Here is a 16881-nt window from a genome sequence, read left to right on the forward strand (position 1 = left end):
GAGCCCGGTGCACGCCGAGCGGATCTACTACGATCGACACCAGGCCACCGAAACGGTGCCTACCCTGCCTGACCAGCTGGTCCAGGTAGCCAACTGAGAGATCCTCCGGGAAACCCGGGGTGGTTCAGATCAGGGCGCGGCGCAGGCCGGCGTTGGGGGTCCAGTCGCCGCGGCCGATCTTGGTTGCGGCGACGAACCGGACTTCGTCGGCGGCCGCCGCTGGGATGCGGCGGAAGTCGACGACCTGCGTGGTGGCGGGCCGTCCACGGGGCACGCCGACGGGCAGAGCGCTGGTGGTGGCCCAGGCGTCAAAGTCGGCGGGCTGTCCAGCGCGGAACCACTGGAAGTAGTGGGCATAGCACAGCCCCGAGGTGGCGGCTGCGCGTCCACCGGGGCCGCCGAGCCAGTACCGCTCGCCGTCGCAGTCGGAGACGGCGCACGGGTCGGTGGCGGCGCGGCGGCGGTCGCCGGCGATGTCGACGACCGGCCACGTCGATGCGCACCAAGGCCCGTCCGGCACCTGCAGAGCGGGGACGCCGCGGGGCCCGGACCGGGCGCGCTCGCCGTTACCGCGCGCCATCGCCGTCTCCCTTCAGTCGGTACTGCTGCGGTTCTCGCCAGACCAGATGCTCGGTGGTGCGGAGCTTTTCGGCGAGGTCGTCGCTGGCGAGGTGAATGTAGACGTCGGCGCTGGCCGAATGGGATTGGCCGAGGCGGGCAGCGATCTCGGCCGCGGTCCATCCGGCTTTGGCCAGGGCGGTGGCGTGGGTGTGGCGGAGCATGTGCGGGTTGAGGTCGTCGATCCCGGCGGCGGCGCCGATCCGTTCGATGAGCTGGTAGGCGTTGGAGTAGGTCATCGGACCACCGACGGGTGGGCGTGAGAGGTTGACGAACACGTAATCGCTGTCGACGTGGGCGATCTCACCGAGCAGGTACGCGGCATACAGGTCGAAGAACCGCCGCGGAGCCTCGACGATGAATTGGGTCTTCTGCTTTGATAGCGCCCCGTTGGCGTTGTCGTCACGCCGGCGGATCATCACCTGCCTGCGCATCGGGTTCAAGTCGCCGTGGCGCAGGCCGAGCGCTTGGCCTACCCGCAGGCCCAGGTCGTACTGCGCCGACAGCAGCAGTCGGTCACGGGTGGTCGACGCCGCGGCGAGCAGCTTGGCGAAGTCGGTCTCGAAGTCGATGACCTGCACGGTCTCTGCCGACTGCCGGTCGGGCCGGGCCAGGCGGGAGACTTCGCGCGGACGGCGGTGTTCGAGGTGCGCAAGGAAGCTGTGCGCGCGCCGCGGCAGCTTCGACGGGTTGCGGGTCAGTACCAGATCCTGCGGTCCCCGGCCCTCGACGCGGTGGAACTCGTAAAACTCCCGCACCGCGGCGCTGACCGCTTTCACCGTGCCGGGTGCACGGCCCCCGCACCGCGACGGCAGCGGCGGCAGTCCAGCGGTGAGAACGGCGACGAAGTCACAAAGCTGCCGGAAATCCAGCTCATCCCAAACGATTCCCCGCGCAGCCAGCCAACGATAGAACTGACTCAGGTGCCGCGCGTACGAGCGGACGGTGTTCTGAGAACGTCCGATCGCCCGCTGCCAATGCAGGAACTGCTCGATCTCGAGCACCGGCAAACCCTGTTGGTCGACGACGGTCCACGACCGGACCCCGTGGACCGTGACCGGGGCGGCCCTCATCGCTGGTCCTCGAGGCCGTCGGCGCGGCGCGGCCGGCGGGTCGTGATGTCAGTGCGCCGACGCTGCTGTTCGTCACGCACATCGATGACCACGTCATCGGCGATCGCGGCGTCGGCGATCGACGCAGCGGGCAGCCGCCCGGGCAGCCAGCGCACGTCCCGCTTGCGCCACGCGGCGTACCTCTGCTGCACCTGGTCCATCGGGATCTCGAACCGTTCCCACTGCACCCCGGGGGCGCTGACCCAGATCCGCCGCACGTGCGAATCGGTCGCCGCGTCGTAGTCCCAGGTCAGCTCGCAGTGCGTGGGATCGCCCACCAGCTGCAGAGTCTGCGAGTCCTGCTTGATGAAGGCCTTGCGCCGAGTGTTGGTGCCCTCCATCTCCTTGTGATGGATCGCCAGGTAAGTACGGCCGTGACTACTCACCTCGGACCACTGATACGGCCGCTTGACCAGGTGCCCGGGCGGGTGCATCCCCTGGGTGCTCAGCCACACGTTGGTGCCGGCGGAGACAAACGCCGCAACGTGACTACCCCGCAGCAGCGGCTGCAGCACCGTCCGCAAGTGCGCCGGCTGCCCCGCGGTCAGCGTGTTCCAGTGATCGACCGCGGCCAGCAGCAGCGCGCCGACGCCGATCGTCACCGGGCGCAGGATCCGCTGCGCCTCCTTCCGAGAAACCGCTCCCGCGTCGAGCGGGTTGATGTCGTCGTCCATGAGTGCCGTCACGATCTGTCTCCCATCGATGTAATTACTTGCATGGAATCTTGCCTAACGTGGTACAGTTCTCAGCAAGACAACACGCCGTGACCTGCAGAATTGGCCAAACCGTCTCGCCTCGCTCTCGCGAGCGAGACGGACGTCACATCAGTCACTTGCGTTTCGGATGGAGATAACCGCGTCGGGCAGAAAGTCGCAGTTCACACGGTGTTTCTGCGCAGATTTCGGCTGTTACCGCGATAGCGTGGAACGCAGGGATCGATCGAGGATATGGAGGCGATCTGGGTGACGGCACTCTTCTCGCAGGCCGAGGCGAACCCGGTGATGGTTGCGCTGACACGACTGGCGCACGGCTGGTCGAAGAAGCGGCTCGCTGAGGAGGCCGGGATCTCCGGATCGCACGTCACCCGGGTCGAGGCTGGCGCTCTGCCGCTGGCAGGTAAGGCGCTCGACGATTACGCCCGGGCGTTGCAATGCCCGGTCGAGGCGCTGTGCGTCGCGTTCGAGCGCTCACCTGCGCAGGGCACGCACTTCCGCGCCAACGCCACCACAGCGGAGTGGAAACGTGACCGCGTCTGGGCGCGCGCCAACCTGGTCGCGATGCGGCTAGGCCGGGTCGTCGCCCACACCGATCTCGATCCGGAACTGGCGCTGCCCGATCTCGACCCCGGGGACTACGCCGCCGATCTCGGCGAAATCACGGTCGCGCAAGTCCTGCGCCGGCTCTGGCGCATCGCCGGCCCCATCCGGTCGATGACCGAACTGCTGGAAGCGGCCGGGGTCTTCGTCGTCGTCGAGGACTTCCACGACCGCGAGATCGACGCGGTCACCCTACGCGCCACCGCGCATCACCCGCACCTGGTGTACGTCAACGCCGCACTACCGCCGGACCGGATGCGCATGACCCTCGCGCACGAACTCGGGCACCTGGTGATGGATGCGATGACCCTGGTCAGCCCCACCGAAACCGAGCGACGGGCAAATGTCTTCGCCGCCGAGTTCCTCGCCCCGGTCGACGACATCGGCCCGGCGCTGGACCGGGTCTCGACCCGGACCGTGCACGAGCTCGACGAGCTGCGCCTGGACTGGGGCGTGAGCGAGTCCTCGCTCGTTGTCCGAGCACGCGAGCGCGGCGTGCTCTCCGACCGGCAGTACCGGGCGATGTTCCGACTACTCAACGAAACCGGCCGGATGTACGGCACCCGGCCCGGTGTCCCGACCGAGACACCCGAGCTCGCCCGCGATGTTCTCGCCCAGCTCGCCACCGACGGATACAGCACCACCGAGCTCGACGCCCTGACACTGCTCACCGCCGAGAACCGCACCAGCCTGTTCGGCGCACCCGAGGGTGCCACCGCCGGCAGCCGTCACCTGACCGTCGTCTAACAGCGCGGGGGACGCCAGGGATGTCACGGTGGGGCTGGAACAGCAAGGACGCGGTCAAAGACCACCACTGGCGCGTCCCGCACGGGTCGAACAAGGCAGTGCAGGCCAAAGAGCAGGACGACGCCGCAGGCGGCCGCCACAACCGTGCCATCCGCACCGCACCGAACGCGCTGGGGCGGGTGGTCCTCCGGTGCCAGTACCGGCGCCTGTACGCGGAGCTGCGGTGGACCGATGCGACGAGGAAGCACGCCGAGTACCTCGGCGAGATGACCTGGCACAGCCGCGCCGACAACCTCGCCGCCGCCTGGCGCGAAGCACACGCCCGCGGTCTTACGACCAAGTCCTGCGACCGTCATCCAGTTATTTAATCTGTCGATCTTACGGTGTGCGTTATCAGATAGCGAGCTGGGTGTGGGGCCGACGGGCCGCGTGCCGACCGTTATGTTTCGTCGTCATGCGGGCGCAGTGGATTCGGGTCACCCGTGTTTGCCTGGCCACCAGCTCGCTGGTCCGGCCAGGGTGGCGATTGCGGGTACGACGATCGTTCGGACGACGAAGGTGTCGAGGAGTAGTCCGACACCGATGATGAGGCCGACCTGGGTCATGATGGCGATCGAGCCGACCATCAGTCCGAACATGCTTGCCGCGAAGATGAGGCCGGCGGAGGTGATGACGGAGCCGGTGTTGGTGACGGTTCGTAGGACTCCGATGCGAATGCTGCGGTGGGATTCCTCACGCAGCCTGGAGATCAACAGCATGTTGTAGTCGGCGCCGACGGCGACGAGCACGATGAACGCGAGAAGCGGTACAGGCCAGGCAATCTCGGTGCGAAGGATGCATTGGAAGATCACCACCCCCACGCCGAGGGCTGCAGCGTAGTTCAGGATAACGGTTCCCAGCAGGTAAAGCGGTGCAATGAGCGCTCGGAGTAGTGCGATCAGGATGATGCCGACGATGATGAGGGTGGCCAGGGCGAGTAGCCGGAAATCGTGGCTGAGCAGGCGTTGCAGGTCGGCGTTGATGGCGGGGAATCCCGCTAGCGACACCGATGCGTTCTGCAGGGCGGTGTTGGGTCTCGCTGTCTGGGCTGCGGTGGTGATGGCGTTGGTGAGTTCAATCGCCTGGCTGCTGTAGGGATCGGCGTCGGTTTGGATGGCATAGCGCACTGTCCGCCCGTCTGGAGAGACGAATTGTGCAGCAACGTCGGAAAACTTTTGGTTGACGAACGCGTCAGGCGGTAGGTAGAAACCCGTGGCGGCGTCCGAGCCGCGGGTTTCGCGGGCGGTGGTCTGTAGTTGCGCGGCAAGGGTGGCCATCCCGGCGAACTGTTGCAGGTTGCTGTCGACGAGTGCGGCGACTCCCCCGGCAATCGCGCGGGAGCCAGCAGCGAGTTGACTCACCCCGTTCTGAAGCTGGGCGAGTTGTGCGGGGAGGTCGCGCGCGGTGACAGCACCCAGCGTTGTGTCCAATGTGTCCACTGCGGCGGTGAGTTGCGCGGTGATGGTGGTGATGGGTGTGCCGAGGTTGCCCAGTTGCCCGGAGAGAGCGCCGATTTGGAGGAGGAAGTTGGAATCCCGCAGTGTGCCCAGGGTCCGGAGTTGCTGTTGGACGGCGGCGCACTGAGGGATCGGGGCGCACCAGGGAGCGTTGTCGAGCAAGGGCCGCACGGCGGTCACGAGACTCAAGGCGTCGGATGCCTGCCTTGCCGCGGTGGCCAATTGCGGTGCCTGCCCAATGAGTTGGTCGAGTGCGGGTGCGGTTGTGCGGAGTTGACCGAGCAGTGGTCGGTATTGCTGGATCTGTTGTCCCGCGGTCGTGGCCTGGTCGAGAATTCGCAACAGCGGTGTCAGGTTGGCGCGGATCTGGCTGTCGAGCGTGGCAAGGCCGGTCGCGAGTTGGTCGGCGCCATCTCGAAGTTGGAACAGGTCGCCAGTGCGTGATCGGCCGTCACTGACTGCCGCGGCGAGTCGGTCACCGATCTGTCCGTTCTGCCACGACAGCTGGGCTTGTTCGAGGCGGCTGCCGGTGGGTCGGGTCACGCCGACAACCCGGGTCACTCCCGGGACTTGCGCGACGCGTGATGCCAGGTCGTCGAGGTCAGCCAGCCCTTTCGCGGTACGCATGTCGTTCGGGGATTGGATCACGAGGAATTCCGGGACGGTAGTGTTGGTCGGGAAGTGCCGGTCGAGCAGTGCGTAACCCTCGTTACTGTCAGTGGTGGCGGGTTGTCCGCTGCGGTCGTCGTAGGTGATGGTGATGCCCAACGCCACTGCGCCGAGGGCGAGCAGAGCGACGAGTGTCATAGCCAGTAGCGAGGCGGGGCGCCGTACGACGAGTACCGCGATGCGGTTCCAGTAGCGCCGCGTCAGGTCCGCGCGGGGTGCACCCCACCCGAGGTGGGAGGCGGCGTGCAGGACCGGCGGTAGCAGGGTGACCGTGGCGAGGAACCCGATGATGATCGCGATCGCACATGCCGGCCCGAGAGTGGAGAAGACGCTCAGTTTTCCGAACACCATCGCCAGGAACGCCAGGGCGACGGTTGCGGCGGAGGCGAGGATGACGCGCCCGATCGTAGCGGTGGCGTCGATGAGCGCAGGTGCGTGCTCGGCGCCCGACCGTAATCGCTCGTGGTAGCGGCTGATGAAGAAGACCGTGTAGTCGACGCCGGCACCGAGCAGGATCACCGTCATGAACGCGACGGTGAACTGTGAAACGGGCATTCCGAACTCGCCCAACGCTGACACCACACCGCGACCCACCCCGAGGCTGATCCCGATCACCAGCAGGGGTACGAGCGCGGTGAACAGCGACCGGTAGACCACCAGCAGGATGAACGCGATCAGCAGAACCGTGGCCATGGTGATCACCACAAGGTCCTTTTCGGCCGTGACGATCTGATCGCTGAAGGTGGCGGTGGGCCCGGTGACGTGTACGGTTGTACCGGTGCCGGAGAACGAATGATAGGCGAGGTCGCGCACGGAATCCAAGGCGCGAGTCGCGGCGGGGCCGCCCAGCGTTCCGGTCAGCCCCACCGGCAGGTACCAGGCCGTCCCGTCGCGGCTCACCGCCTGCGACGCCGTCGTCGGATCCCCCACCAGGTCACGGACGGAAGCGACATCGGCGGTGGCGCCACGAAGTTTCTGAACAAGCTCGTCGTAGCGTACGCGCACCGTCGGGGTGAGGCCGCCACGGTTCTCCATGGCGATGAAAACCGTTGTCTTGGCGCCTTTCTCCCCGAACGCCGTACCCATCCGGTCGAAAGCCTGAAATGACGGCACTCCCGCAGGGATCGGATCGACCGATTGTTGGCGCACGACTGTCTCGAGCTGCGGGAACGCCAGCGCCAGCACCACACCCACCGCGAGCCACGCGCCGACGACGACAACCTTGTGCGCTAGCGCGTACCGAGCCACCCGCGCAAGCGTGGCGCTGTATTCCGCGCGTTCTGACCGCGCGCCAGCCGATCGCCGGTGCACCACCATCAACACCACTCCTGCCGAAACGGAACTACCTGGATCGGTACGCTACATGATGTAGCGAAAAGCGGTGGCGCGGTCGCTCGTCTTCGGACTCGGCGTGGACCGTGCGAGCGGTCAGGGCATGCGGCGATGCGCCGTCAGGAAGTCGTCGACGATGCGGCGGCGGTCATCGGCGTCGACGGCCCGGATGCCGGTGATTTTGGCGAAGATCAGCGGTCCGACGAGCTGGGTGATGGCCAGGGTCAGGTCGAAATCGTCGAGCTCGTCGACGGCACTGGCACTGGTGAGCAATCGGTCGAACGGTTCGCGGTAGTGATCGACCACCCGCGCACGCAGTGGGGCCAGGGCGTTGCTCTGCTCGCCGGCCCGTTCGGGCACCATCGCCAACCACGCGACCGTGGTGACCTGCAGCGGCGCCTGTTCGATGACGTCCGCCTGACGATCCATCAACCGGATCAAGTCCTCGCGCACCGACCCCGAGAGTTCGTGGCGATCGGCCTGGGGCAGCAAACGCTCGAAGGCAGCGGCGACCAGGTCGGTGGTACTGCCAAAGTGCCGGTAGAGGGTTGTGCGGGCAACCCTGGACAAGCTGGTGACCGCCTCGACGGTGACAGCCTCCACTCCCCCTCTGCGCAGCAACACCGCCGTGGCGTCGAGTAGACGGTTCCTGGAACGAACCCGCCGCGGATCGACGTCGTCGAGGCCATCGATGCTCACCGCTACCCGCATTCTTCTCGCTGTTGGTCCACGTATGTGGCATCCTGCCAACGATACCGTCAGTAGCGGTCCGCTACCGGCACGAGCATCGATTCGAGGACTGTGATGTCAGCACCCAGCAGACTGCCCGCGCACTCCCCATCGTGCATGGGCTGCGGGCCGGAAAATGCCAGCGGCCTGCAGCTCGAGGTCTACCGCGACGAGGACCGAGTCTTTGCAGATCACTCCTTCACCGAAAAGCATTCCGGTGGACCAGGTCTGGCGCATGGAGGGGCCATCTCGGCCGCGTGCGACGACATCATGGGATTTACGCTGTGGATCGCCGGCACCCCGGCCGTCACGCGCACGTTGACGGTCAAGTACCGCCGACCGGTACCCCTCCACGTACCAGTACGCCTCACGGCGTGGATCGACGAGGACGCCGATCACACCCTGCACATCGGGGCGAGCGGGACCGTGGAGGGCGAGACCTACTTTTCCGCCACTAGCGAGTTCGTGAAAGTCGATCTCACGCACTTCGCGCGCTACGCCGACACCTCCACGGTAGACAGCTTTTTCGTCAATTTCCTCCGCGCGGACTGACCTGCTCAGATGCCCGGCGCTGCCCGCTGATTCGACGGTGCGCGGCGGAACTGAGTCGGGGAGCACCCGACCCACCGTGTAAATGCATGGGAGAAACTGGCGACCTCGGAGTACCCCAGTTCTGCGGCTATCTCGCCGACACTGATGCCGGGATCCAGCAGTCGCGCGGTGGCTCGTTCTTGGGCGAACTGCTGCCGCAGGCGACGCAGGGTGGTGCCCTCGGCGTGCAGGCGTCGCTTGAGTGTGCTCACCGATGTCGCCAGCTCCGCCGCGATACGAGCGCCGTCAGCGCGCGCAGGGTCAGCATCGAACTGTGCGCGGACCAGCTGCGTGTAGGAATTGGGCCTGCGCTGTTCGTAGACGCGTCGAAGCTCGGCGATACCGATCCGGTAGGCCACGGGGTCGGAGAAGCGGCACACGTCGTAGAGCACGGCAGCCGGTATATGCACGAACGCCGCGCGCGCGTCGAAAAGGATCCGATGGCCGATCTCACCCACGACGATCAGGTCTGCCGGCGCCTGGCATGTCAGATGAAGCTCCACGGAGGGGACGGCACCGGCGAGCATGTCCACCAACCGCAGGACAGCCAGACCACCGTAGGTGACGGCGAGACAATCGGTGCCGGGGCTATCTGTGCGCCCGGCCAGAGCGATCGTCAGTCCAGAGTCTCCGTGCTGGAACTCGGTGCTCAGCGCGGTCGATATCAGGGGCAAGAACCGAAGCAGTTGAACAACTTCGAGGACGGAACCCGCACTGACCAGCGGCAAACTGAGGGGGCCGAAAGAGGTCAGCTGGGCGTGCTCGGCGAACGCCACGCCCAACCGGAATCCCTGCTGGGCGTCCATCGCCGGATACACCTCGTGAAACCACCGGACAGGCACTTGGCCCTGTCGCGCAATGACGACCGCGAGATCGACGCCCTCGCGGGCCATGATGCGTCCGAACGCTCGCGTCTCCGCCGCGCCCAGGGCACCGCTGTCGAGGAGCTGCGCGAACGCTAGCGGCGGTATCCCCAACTCGACAAGGCTCACATGAGCCAATTTAACAAGACATCGCGACGTCCGAGCCTGGATCAAGCACATCTGCCGCGTGCACACTCACCTCTACGACCCACGAACAAGGAGGTGGCCATGGCCACGATCACTTACGTGACCCACGACGGCGAGGACTACCCCGCGCCGGTGACGCCCGGCAGGTCACTGATGCAGATTGCAGTCGACGAGGCGATACCGGGGATCGATGGCGACTGTGGCGGTGAGGCGGCATGCGGAACGTGCCACGTCGTCGTCGACAGCGCGTGGATCGACACCGTCGGACACAGCACAGACGTCGAAGAAGGCATGTTGAGTATGCACCCCGAACGTGAGGCCAACTCGCGACTGGCCTGCCAGATGACCGCCAACAACGAGTGGGACGGTCTGACCGTTCGCCTTCCCGAGTTCCAGTTGTGAACGTCTAAAGCGAAAGAGCAACATCTATGAGCATCTCAACTGCCCTCGCCGACAAAGCGCAGTCCATGATCCCGATCGATCTACAAATCCGTGGCGCCCACGTCTATGACAAGGCCCGCCGGATCGTCACCCGAACCGACGGCAAAAAGATCTTCACCGAGACCCCCATCCCGCCTGTCGAGGAAGTCGAACTCACCGACATCGATCTGAGCAACCCATTCCTCTACCGACAGGGCAGGTGGCGGTCCTACTTCGAGCGTGTGCGCAATGAGGCGCCCGTTCACTTCCAGCCCCGCAGTCCCTTCGGGCCGTTCTGGTCGGTCACTCGACATGCCGACATCATCGCTGTCGACAAGAACCACGACGCGTTCTCCGCCGAACCGTTCATCATCATCGGTCGGCCGCCCCGCTTCATGGACATCGCGATGTTCATCGCCATGGACCCGCCGCGGCACGACAAGCAGCGCGCCGCCGTCCAGGGAGTCGTCGCACCGAAGAACCTGCGCGAGATGGAGGGCCTCATCCGGTCGCGCGTCCGGGAAGTCCTCGACGAGCTACCGCTCGACGAACCGTTCGACTGGGTCCAGACCGTGTCGGTCGAACTGACCGCGCGGATGCTCGCGACATTGCTCGACTACCCCTACGAGCAGCGCCACAAACTCGTCCAGTGGTCGGATCTGGCCACGTCGATGGAGCAGGCCAACGGCGGACCATCAGACAACGACAAAGTTTTCCGCGAGATGGTCGCGATGGCACAGGGCTTGAGTGCGCTATGGCGAGACAAGGCCGCGCGGACCGCGGCAGGCGAGGAGCCTGGTTTCGACCTCATCACCATGCTGCAGAGCAACGAGGACACCAAAGACCTTCTCGACGACAGCCCCATGGAGTTCCTCGGGAACCTCGTGCTGCTGATCGTCGGCGGCAACGACACCACCCGCAACTCGATGAGCGGCGGAGTGCTGGCTCTCAACGAGTATCCCGACCAGTTCGAGAAACTCAAAGCCAATCCGGACCTGATCCCCAACGCGGTGTCGGAGATCATCCGGTGGCAAACCCCCCTGGCGTACATGCGCCGGGTCGCCAAGAAGGACGTGATGCTCAACGGTCAGTTCATCCGCAAAGGCGACAAAGTCGTCATGTGGTACGCCTCCGGCAACCGCGACGAGCGAGTGTTCGACCGCCCGGACGAGCTCATCATCGATCGGTCCAACGCTCGCAACCACATCGCGTTCGGTTTCGGCGTGCACCGTTGCATGGGAAACCGCCTGGCCGAATTGCAGTTGCGCATTCTCTGGGAAGAACTCCTCGAGCGCTTCGACGACATCGCGGTGGTCGGTGATCCGGAGTACGTGCAGTCCAACTTCGTTCGTGGGATCAGCAAGATGATGGTCCGTCTGACTCCCAAGCAGGAGACGTGAGCACTGATCGGGTCGTGATCGTCGGCGCAAGCCACGCCGGCGCACAGCTGGCGGCCAATTTGCGCAAGGAGAAGTGGGCTGGAGACATCCTGCTGATCGGCGACGAGGGCCGCCTGCCGTATCAGCGGCCGCCGCTGTCCAAGGCATACCTGGCCGGCGATTGCCATCTCGACGATGTCGCGATCCGAAGCCGCCAGTTCTACGACAAGCAACGGATCCAGCTCGTCGACGGAACCGTAACCTCGATCGACCGTGCCGAACGAACCGTCACTCTCGGCAACAACGACGCGGTGTCCTACTCGAAGTTGGCCCTGTGCACCGGCGCTCGAGCTCGCGCACTGCCCGTCCCTGGGGCCGATCTGCCGGGCGTGCACTATCTGCGCACCGCCACCGACGTCGAGGCCATCCGCGCCGCCGCGGTCCCGGGTTCGCGGGTCGTCATTGTCGGCGGCGGGTACATCGGCCTGGAGACAGCGGCCTCGCTTCGAACCCTGGGTGTCGAAGTGACCGTCCTGGAGGCGGCAGGACGCGTACTCGAACGTGTCACGGCGCCCGTCGTGTCGGAATTCTTCGATCGAATTCACCGCGAGAAGGGTGTCGACGTACGGATCGACGCAATCGTCGAGGGGTTCCGCGGCGACAAACGAGTCGCCAGCGTTGTCCTCGCCGGTGGAGAAACGCTGGCCGCTGACCTGGTCATCGTCGGCGTCGGCGTCATTCCGAACACGGAGCTCGCAGCAGCTGCGGGCATCGACGTCGAAAACGGCATCCTCGTCGACGACCGCGCTCGTAGCAGCGATCCTGACATCGTCGCAGCCGGCGACTGCGCCAACCACCGAATCGAGCGGTACGGGAGACGTGTTCGTCTCGAGTGCGTGTCCGCAACAACCGAGCACGCCAAAATCGCGGCGGCCACAATCTGCGACAACACAACCGGTCGTGCCGCACTGCCGTGGTTCTGGTCCGACCAATACGACCTCAAACTCCAGATCGCCGGGCTCAACACCGGATACGACGAGGTGCTGGTCAGCGGCGACCCCGCCCATGGCCGCGACTTCACCTGCTACTATTTCTCCGCCGGAGAACTGATTGCAGCTGACTGCGTCAACAGACCCGCTGACTTCGTGAACGCCAAGCGCGCCATTGCACAACGAGCGCCGATCGTCAGGTCCGCATTGATCGGAGCGACCCCATGACCACATCACCGACAAACGCGGTCAGCCCGGCGGCGCTGACGGGTTCACGCTTCCTCGACATCGAGCACGCCACCGTCGCGACCTTCACACGCGAAGCCGTCGGCAACGCGACCACCGACAAAGACAAAGCTCGCCGCCTGTTCACCGCGGTACGCGACGCCATCCGCTACGACCCGTACACCGTCTCCAACGACCCAGAGCATTACCGGGCCAGCCACGTAATCGAATCCGGACGTGGATACTGCGTCCCCAAGGCCGTCGTGCTCACCGCCGCATTTCGCGCCGCCGGGATCCCAGCGCGGTTCGGCTTCGCCGACGTCCGTAACCACCTCCAAACGGGCACCCTACGTGAGCTGATGGGAACCGACGTCTTCGTCTATCACGGGTACAGCCACGTCTACATCGACGGACGGTGGCTCAAGGCAACACCCGCGTTCAACTCGGAACTGTGCGCACGGTTCGGAGTTGCCCCGATCGACTTCACCGGCGACAGCGACGCGTTGCTCCACGCTCACTCCGCGGACGGCTCAACACACATGGAGTACGTCCGCGAAAGAGGTACGTACAACGACCTGCCTCTCGACAACATCCTGGCGGCTCTCAAACAGGCCTATGGCCCTCTGATATTCACGCAGCGTGCGACGCCACTAGATGCATTCCACGCCTAACCCGACCTGCCTCAGTCGTCGGCCGGCAATCGACTCTACGAACAAGATCCGCACCGCCTCAACACAGGAGACTCGTGTCAGTGTCCGGCCCCTCGATGATCGACCCCTACCCGCACCGAATGGGCGGCCACTGTGGGTCCGGTGCGATGCGAGACCTCATGGAGTGGACCGGGCTCGGTTTCGACGGCCCACCCGATGAGGGCCTCGTCTTTGCCCTCGGCGGAGCCCTCTCCCTCACCTACATTCGATCAAGCGCGCTGATGCCACCCGTGTACTTGGTCGGACGAGGACCTGATTTTGAGGTGGACCTCCCCCGCCGTCTGGGCGGCACCGTCGAGGTGCTTGCCACCGACGACCCGGCCGAGGGTTGGGAGAACCTTCGTGGCGAGATCGATCAGGGCCGCCCTGCACTGGTCTGGGCGGAGATCGCAGAACTCCCCTATCTGCGGGTCCAGTTGCGCATGAGCCGCCACGACATCGTGGTAGTCGGCTACGACGAGACGCAAGGCATCGCGTACATCGCCGACAACGATCGCGAAGATCTTCAACGCGTCCCACTGGACGCACTCGCACGCGCGCGCCGCTCGACCTCCTTCCCGGAGCCAACCCGACACACGCAGTTTCGTATCAATTGGCCACAGACGCCGCCTTCAATTATCGAGGTGGCCGCACAGGCATTCGCGCAATCCGCAGCGAGCCTGAGCACCCCAGGCGCATCGACGATCGCCGGGCCCGCAGAACATGGGTCACACGGCCTCGACGCGGCCAGCGCTCTCGCATCCGACGTCTGCAGCTGGGGAGCCCTGTCCACCGACGACCTCGAGATGCACTTATTCAGCCTCGGCGCCTTCATCGAGAAAGCGGGGACCGGCGGTGGCCTCTTCCGCCGACTGCTGGCACAGGGCTGCGATGAAATCGCACGCCTCACCGGCGATCACGCAACCGCCATCCTTGCAGCCAACGCCCACCATGCGGCGACATCCTGGACTGCAGTCGCACGCGCAGCAGTACAGAAGGATCACGCCTCATCCGAGCGGCTCCGATCCGTCACAACCCTCGCGGCAGCTCTACCCGAGGCGGAAGCGACTCTGGAGGCGTCACTGCGAAAGGCCGCAGCATCCTTGTCAGGCTAACCGGGCCAGTCGCGGGAAGTCCGCGAGTAGGGCGCTAAGCAGGGCCGCCGCGTTCACACAACGCACGCAGGAGCACCACCGTGAGCAGGACGCCGGTTCCCGCTCACCTGGGTCCTGATCCGTCGTGGCGATCTGTCGACACGCTGCGAGCCATCGCCGTCGACGCCATAGACGGTGCGTCGGGGCGATGCGACGGACGACTGGCGGATCCGGTCGTACAAGTCCCCCATCGTGGACCGCGGCCGACGAGGCCGATGGCCAGGTGATGCTCGAACACGGCCTCGAGGGGCGTGGTTGCCAAGCGCCTGTCCTCGCGCTCTTACCGGCCCGGTGAGCGCTCCCCCCGACTGGATCAAGCAACCGTTGCGGGTCAGCGCAACGGTTGTGGTCCCCGGGGTGGATCGGGACACCGGGAGATCTCGAATCACTGCTCGCTCGCAGCAGTACACCCCGCCAGCGGGTGGCTATGTCAAGTTGGTCTGGCTCCAACCAGGGCGGTGTGATTTGGCCCCGACTGTAGGCGGGTGGCCGCGTTTGGTCGTAGGTTCGTGGATGTGGATGGGGAGGATGATCTGCAGATGCCTTCTCGGCGGACGGTCGTTGTCCCGTCAGGGTGGGATCGGGCTTCGGTGTGCGCGTATGCCGAGCATGTGATCGCTCGGGATACCGGGGCTTAGCAGTCATCTGTGGGTGCGGGTGAAGTTGCTTGAGGAGCAGCAGCTCGAGGATCTGACGTCGCGGTGGTCGGTGTCGTATGTGGTTCACCGGCACCGCAAGGCGTTGTCGATTGTCACCGATCCGACACAGTCAGGCCCGAGGGCGCCCTAACTTGGTTGTGGTGGTCTCGGCTGCGAGGGGATCGGTAGAGGCGGTGTTCGCCGTCTGAGTATCACGGGCATCGTCGTGGATGGCGCGCATGGGAGGATCGGTTTTGAGGCTGATTCCTCCACTGAGTAGCGGTGCGATATCGAGTGCTCTGACTAGGTTTTATGCGCTCTGGCAGATCAGGGCCTGTGAAGCGGCGGGGAGGACTTGGAGGTGTTCGCGGAGCACCGTCGACAAAACGCGGTGAAGACACAGAGCGCGGCGTCCAGGAACGCCTCACGTCGGCTTCGTCGGCGAACGTCGGCCTCCACACATCGATACGTACGCTGCGTCGGAGCCATGACGCCACAATAGTCACCCCGCGCACCCGCCACCATCACGGACTCGCCGGACCAGCCTCATGGCCAGTCAAGCATTTCGTCATCTGCTGGACCTCCCAACGCTCAGAACCCCCGGGGCCGGCGATCCGGGGGGGGCTCCTAGCTGACAGCAGTCAGAAACTCATCATATCTGTGGAGGCTAGGGGATTCGAACCCCTGACCCTCGCCTTGCAAAGGCGATGCTCTACCAACTGAGCTAAGCCCCCGTGTGTGGTTGTGCACCCGCTGCTGGGCACCGTCCCACCGCCAAACTACGACCTCGTGACGGACATGTCCACCACAGCATCCCTGCTGGTCAACCCCTTACCAAGCCTGTCAGCTGGAGATAACCGACGAACTCCTGACATCCGCCTTGCAAAGGCGGCGCTCTACCAACTGAGCTAAGGCCCCGGGACGGGGTGTGGTGGGCCTAGGAGGACTTGAACCTCCGACCTCTTCGTTATCAGCGAAGCGCTCTAACCGCCTGAGCTATAGGCCCGTGAACCGAGGTGAAACATTACCAGCGCACCTCGGGTTCTACAAAACCGCTGGTCAATCCCTATCTGCGAGAGTCACCTCGATGCCGCCCACGAGGTCGGCGCAGAGGTTGTAGATGAACGCGCCCACGGTGGCGAGCGCGGTCAGCAGGACCACGTTCGCGAGCCCGACGAGGCCCGCGTAGGTGAACACATCGCCGGCGGTCAGGAGGCTCGCGCCGGCCTGCTCGTTGGTCAGCGTCTGGAAGCTGTCGTTGATCTTGCTCCACACGCCCATACCGCTGAGCACGATGTACAGCGCGCCGACCGCGATCATCCACACGAAGAACATCACCACCGAGATCACGCCGGTGACCTTGAAGGTGGTCCACGGGTCGATGCTGCGCAGCTGCATCCCGGCCCGCACGGGTCCGCTGGCGGCCTGCGTCTTCACACCCGCGGCCCGGGCCGGCGCGCCGCCCACGGTGTGCAGGTTCGACGGTGCCGCCTCCGCCGCCGGAGTGGCGGGAGCGTCCGATGCGGCGTCGGGTGCGGTGTCCGCCGGGGCGGCCTTCACCAGGGGCGCCGTGGGAGCGACCTGGTGGATCTTGTCGAGATCCGGCAGATCCTTGGGCAGCTCATCACGCTCGACACCCTCGGTGGGTGCGTCGATGACCCGCCCGACATCGGTGTCGCGTCGCGGGATCCGGACGGGCTGGCGACCCGCCTCCGGCCCGGTCTCCGGCGATCGGCCGCCGGGACCGGTTCCAGGGGTACTCACATG

The 16881-nt window shown here is 65.4% G+C and carries 15 protein-coding genes and 2 tRNA genes; 8 read left to right on the plus strand and 9 right to left on the minus strand.

Going from position 1 to position 16881, the window contains the following annotated elements; all coding sequences use genetic code 11:
* Positions 1 to 124 precede the first annotated feature (124 nt).
* The 3 genes from HF999_RS04045 to HF999_RS04055 all read right to left on the minus strand — a co-directional run bounded on the left by HF999_RS04045 (position 125) and on the right by HF999_RS04055 (position 2416).
* Positions 125 to 580, minus strand: a complete 456-nt coding sequence (locus HF999_RS04045; protein WP_246207204.1) for a hypothetical protein — start codon at positions 578 to 580, stop codon at positions 125 to 127.
* Entirely contained in the window at positions 567 to 1622 is a 1056-nt protein-coding gene (locus tag HF999_RS04050; RefSeq protein ID WP_225536077.1) for a tyrosine-type recombinase/integrase, read from the minus strand. Before HF999_RS04050 ends, HF999_RS04045 begins: the two co-directional genes overlap by 14 nt.
* 65 nt (positions 1623 to 1687) lie before the next feature.
* Entirely contained in the window at positions 1688 to 2416 is a 729-nt protein-coding gene (locus tag HF999_RS04055) for a hypothetical protein (protein ID WP_225536078.1), read from the minus strand.
* 276 nt (positions 2417 to 2692) lie between these two features.
* Between HF999_RS04055 and HF999_RS04060 the strand changes: the two genes are divergently transcribed.
* Entirely contained in the window at positions 2693 to 3793 is a 1101-nt protein-coding gene (locus HF999_RS04060) for an ImmA/IrrE family metallo-endopeptidase (RefSeq protein WP_225536079.1), read from the plus strand.
* Between the two features lie 20 nt (positions 3794 to 3813).
* Complete coding sequence (locus tag HF999_RS04065) at positions 3814 to 4161, plus strand: hypothetical protein (RefSeq protein WP_068526275.1); 348 nt, start codon at positions 3814 to 3816, stop codon at positions 4159 to 4161.
* Positions 4162 to 4269: 108 nt separating this feature from the next.
* On the opposite strand, the gene HF999_RS04070 is transcribed toward HF999_RS04065, so the two are convergent.
* Both HF999_RS04070 and HF999_RS04075 read right to left on the minus strand, forming a co-directional pair.
* Complete coding sequence (locus HF999_RS04070) at positions 4270 to 7275, minus strand: MMPL/RND family transporter (RefSeq protein ID WP_168544648.1); 3006 nt, start codon at positions 7273 to 7275, stop codon at positions 4270 to 4272.
* Between the two features lie 111 nt (positions 7276 to 7386).
* Positions 7387 to 8001, minus strand: coding sequence for a TetR/AcrR family transcriptional regulator (locus HF999_RS04075; RefSeq protein WP_068526274.1), 615 nt, complete (start codon positions 7999 to 8001; stop codon positions 7387 to 7389).
* Positions 8002 to 8094: 93 nt separating this feature from the next.
* Here HF999_RS04075 and HF999_RS04080 point away from each other — a divergent pair, with 93 nt between their 5' ends.
* Positions 8095 to 8571 (plus strand): PaaI family thioesterase, encoded by a 477-nt coding sequence (locus tag HF999_RS04080; protein WP_068526273.1) that lies wholly within the window; start codon positions 8095 to 8097, stop codon positions 8569 to 8571.
* Positions 8572 to 8576: 5 nt separating this feature from the next.
* Here the strand turns inward: HF999_RS04080 and HF999_RS04085 are convergent, their stop codons facing one another.
* On the minus strand, positions 8577 to 9602 hold the full coding sequence (locus tag HF999_RS04085; RefSeq protein WP_068526272.1) for an AraC family transcriptional regulator: 1026 nt from the start codon (positions 9600 to 9602) through the stop codon (positions 8577 to 8579).
* A 99-nt stretch (positions 9603 to 9701) separates the two neighbouring features.
* Between HF999_RS04085 and HF999_RS04090 the strand changes: the two genes are divergently transcribed.
* The 5 genes from HF999_RS04090 to HF999_RS04110 all read left to right on the plus strand — a co-directional run bounded on the left by HF999_RS04090 (position 9702) and on the right by HF999_RS04110 (position 14437).
* Entirely contained in the window at positions 9702 to 10022 is a 321-nt protein-coding gene (locus tag HF999_RS04090) for a 2Fe-2S iron-sulfur cluster-binding protein (RefSeq protein ID WP_068526316.1), read from the plus strand.
* A 26-nt stretch (positions 10023 to 10048) separates the two neighbouring features.
* Positions 10049 to 11440, plus strand: coding sequence for a cytochrome P450 (locus HF999_RS04095; protein ID WP_068526271.1), 1392 nt, complete (start codon positions 10049 to 10051; stop codon positions 11438 to 11440).
* Positions 11437 to 12636: an NAD(P)/FAD-dependent oxidoreductase gene (locus HF999_RS04100; RefSeq protein ID WP_168544649.1), complete on the plus strand. Its 1200-nt coding sequence runs from the start codon at positions 11437 to 11439 to the stop codon at positions 12634 to 12636. Before HF999_RS04095 ends, HF999_RS04100 begins: the two co-directional genes overlap by 4 nt.
* A complete protein-coding gene (locus HF999_RS04105; RefSeq protein WP_068526269.1) occupies positions 12633 to 13304 on the plus strand; it encodes a transglutaminase-like domain-containing protein in 672 nt (223 codons plus the stop codon). Before HF999_RS04100 ends, HF999_RS04105 begins: the two co-directional genes overlap by 4 nt.
* 95 nt (positions 13305 to 13399) lie before the next feature.
* Complete coding sequence (locus HF999_RS04110) at positions 13400 to 14437, plus strand: BtrH N-terminal domain-containing protein (protein ID WP_074850301.1); 1038 nt, start codon at positions 13400 to 13402, stop codon at positions 14435 to 14437.
* 1338 nt (positions 14438 to 15775) lie between these two features.
* Here HF999_RS04110 and HF999_RS04115 read toward each other — a convergent pair.
* The 3 genes from HF999_RS04115 to HF999_RS22945 all read right to left on the minus strand — a co-directional run bounded on the left by HF999_RS04115 (position 15776) and on the right by HF999_RS22945 (position 16878).
* A tRNA-Ala gene (locus tag HF999_RS04115) sits at positions 15776 to 15848 on the minus strand.
* Between the two features lie 195 nt (positions 15849 to 16043).
* Positions 16044 to 16120, minus strand: a tRNA-Ile gene (locus HF999_RS04120).
* Between the two features lie 53 nt (positions 16121 to 16173).
* Positions 16174 to 16878: a DUF3566 domain-containing protein gene (locus HF999_RS22945; protein ID WP_168544650.1), complete on the minus strand. Its 705-nt coding sequence runs from the start codon at positions 16876 to 16878 to the stop codon at positions 16174 to 16176.
* Positions 16879 to 16881: the final 3 nt, after the last annotated feature.

Origin of the sequence: Tsukamurella spumae, assembly GCF_012396015.1 — a bacterium.
GTDB classification, from domain to species: domain Bacteria; phylum Actinomycetota; class Actinomycetes; order Mycobacteriales; family Mycobacteriaceae; genus Tsukamurella; species Tsukamurella spumae.

Excerpts from the sequence above, each read along its gene's own strand:
- HF999_RS04045 (WP_246207204.1), bottom strand. The coding sequence starts at position 580 with ATGGCGCGCGGTAACGGCGAGCGCGCCCGGTCCGGGCCCCGCGGCGTC.
- HF999_RS04065 (WP_068526275.1), top strand. The coding sequence starts at position 3,814 with ATGTCACGGTGGGGCTGGAACAGCAAGGACGCGGTCAAAGACCACCAC.
- HF999_RS04070 (WP_168544648.1), bottom strand. The coding sequence starts at position 7,275 with ATGGTGGTGCACCGGCGATCGGCTGGCGCGCGGTCAGAACGCGCGGAA.
- HF999_RS04075 (WP_068526274.1), bottom strand. The coding sequence starts at position 8,001 with ATGCGGGTAGCGGTGAGCATCGATGGCCTCGACGACGTCGATCCGCGG.
- HF999_RS04080 (WP_068526273.1), top strand. The coding sequence starts at position 8,095 with ATGTCAGCACCCAGCAGACTGCCCGCGCACTCCCCATCGTGCATGGGC.
- HF999_RS04090 (WP_068526316.1), top strand. The coding sequence starts at position 9,702 with ATGGCCACGATCACTTACGTGACCCACGACGGCGAGGACTACCCCGCG.
- HF999_RS04095 (WP_068526271.1), top strand. The coding sequence starts at position 10,049 with ATGAGCATCTCAACTGCCCTCGCCGACAAAGCGCAGTCCATGATCCCG.
- HF999_RS04105 (WP_068526269.1), top strand. The coding sequence starts at position 12,633 with ATGACCACATCACCGACAAACGCGGTCAGCCCGGCGGCGCTGACGGGT.
- HF999_RS04110 (WP_074850301.1), top strand. The coding sequence starts at position 13,400 with ATGATCGACCCCTACCCGCACCGAATGGGCGGCCACTGTGGGTCCGGT.